A 2,205-nucleotide genomic window follows, 5' to 3' on the forward strand; every position below is an offset into this window, starting at 1 on the left:
ACATAACTCCGGATTATGGGCCGTCGGCTGCACGCTTGGCTCCGAATGCATGATGAATCGACCTGAAGAAAGTCGTGACACTGTTTTTGCTAGCGACAGGCATCCGCAAGTCGCCTATTTCGCGTACTTCTTTATCGGCCTTCTAGTCTCGGGTGCTTGGACGCTTATCGGCGTTGCTGTCGCCTATGCCCGGGGCGAGTTCAGGCCGTTTATTGCGGAGTGGGAGAGCCTTCAGGCGCCCTACCTTATCGGTCTTGGCACGTGTCTTGTGTTGATTGCGAGATCCGGCTTCTTGGAAACATACGCCAAGAAGGTTGCGCGAAACCAATCAACGATTTCGAGCGAAGTTGTACCTCTCGGACTACGTTTGACCCTCGTCGGTGCAATCTCTTTTGTCGGGACCGCGAGCCTCGTTTGGATGGGCTTCAAGGCTTCCGGTCCTTTGCTCGGATTCATGTGGTTCACAGCGGCTTCAATCTGCATTGCCGCCGGAGTTATCACACTCCACACGATCGATTTGCTCCTACTAATCCATCGTTTGCGCACAACTGGCATCAAGACCTTTCGTTATTCACCGGCGCGGACGCCAGAACTTCGCGATCTGATCAACTATTTCACCTCGTTTACACTCATCTTAAGTGTCGCGTATTCGTTTGCGTTCGCGGGCACAATTAAAGGGAACTGGACAGGAGATCGGGCCTACATCGAACTCGTGCAAACCTTCTGGCCACTAATATACGTTCCGATCTGCTCTGCGGCACTCATCTACCCTCATTTTGCTATCCACGGCCTCATCCGCGAGGCGAAAGAAGTCTCGCTCGCTTTCTATCAAAGAGACATCGACAAATTGATGATCGACTATAAAAGGTTGGACAGCGATGATGTGGCCAAAATTAACTCGCTCGCCCAACTCTTCGATCGAATTAGTGCAACGCCAGATTACGTCGTGGATATCGGGATCGCCGTTCGTACATGCCTCCCACTGGCCTTCAATGTTGCTACCTTGTTCGCCAAGTCAGCATTGAGTCACGCCTGATTTCTCGTCAGTATATTTGGCAGCAATAAGCTCAACCGAAGCAACTGCGACCACGAGAGTTCGTTTGAGAAGAAATTAAAGGCGATGTCATTTGGAAGCTTCGCTACCGCGCGTAAAGTCGCATCAAAAGCCTCAACGTTTCCAGTTATAAGGCGCCTTGCCATAAAGAGCTGCAAGCGATCCTGAGCGCGTTTTAGCAACGGGTAAGGCGGCCCAGCCGCGCCCACGATTGAACTGTTCGTCAAAAGCTCTTGTGAGAGATGGCGGCAGATCGAATGAGTATGCTCCAGCACCTCATTGAAGGCCGTGCCCATCAATGGTGGCTGTATCATTGCAGCCTCTCCTACCGAGAGGATACCTGGTAGCTTTCTACGGTATCGGTGCCCAATGGCTATTGCCCCCGCCTTGCGCTCGCCTTGTTCGGTGTTCGTCGTTAGTGAGAAGAAAGGGTTATGACGGCAATGCCGCTCAAACGAAGTAGCGAGGATATCAGGAGCAAGCAACGATCTCGAGAAAATGAAAACCACGCAATATGCGCTATTCTCGCCGGTTGGAACAATTTCGAATATCGGCGGTGGGTCTCCGAGCTGGGCGACGTATCCCAGTACGATGTCCTGCGATTTCATCTCGATGTTTTTTAACTCACATCCATAAACTGCATAAAAGCCATCGATTTTGTGCAGCCTAAATGTACTCGCAATTGAAGATGAGCCGCCGCTCGCATCGACAATCGCACGCACACTGAACGAATCGTCTGTTGTGCATGCTTGGATATGATCGCTGCACCACTTCAGACTAATCAACGAACAGTTTTCGACAAGGCGCACGCTTCGTTGGCGACATCTTTCGATGAGCACTTCAAGAATACGTCTGTCGTTCACGACTGCGAAATCGCCATCGACCGCAACATAGCCGCCGAGAAACGTGCCGGCAGTCATTTTGCTTGGCGCGCTGAGAACACAGTCTTGGAGTTCGTATTTCTGGAGACGTCTACGGGTGGTGACCCAAAATTTGCTCGTCTGCCCCAGTCGTTTACTGTCGATCAGCGCGACGCGATGCTTCTCCGATAACTCCGCTGCCGTTAGCAATCCGGCCGGTCCACCCCCGACAACCAGGATATCGAATGGTCGCACGAATGCCCCTTCACGGCCCATAATCCGGAGTTATGT

The 2,205-nt window shown here is 52.0% G+C and carries 2 protein-coding genes; one reads left to right on the forward strand and one right to left on the reverse strand.

Going from position 1 to position 2,205, the window contains the following annotated elements:
- Positions 1–1,036 (forward strand): hypothetical protein (locus PMI42_RS33725; protein WP_008143501.1); only part of this gene is annotated, 1,036 nt, incomplete at its 5' end.
- Here PMI42_RS33725 and PMI42_RS38275 read toward each other — a convergent pair.
- Entirely contained in the window at positions 1,027–2,169 is a 1,143-nt protein-coding gene (locus PMI42_RS38275) for an FAD-dependent oxidoreductase (RefSeq protein ID WP_157195864.1), read from the reverse strand. The two genes, PMI42_RS33725 and PMI42_RS38275, sit on opposite strands and share 10 nt — an antisense overlap.
- Positions 2,170–2,205: the final 36 nt, after the last annotated feature.

The sequence above is a fragment of the Bradyrhizobium sp. YR681 genome, assembly GCF_000282615.1.
Taxonomy (GTDB): Bacteria; Pseudomonadota; Alphaproteobacteria; order Rhizobiales; family Xanthobacteraceae; genus Bradyrhizobium.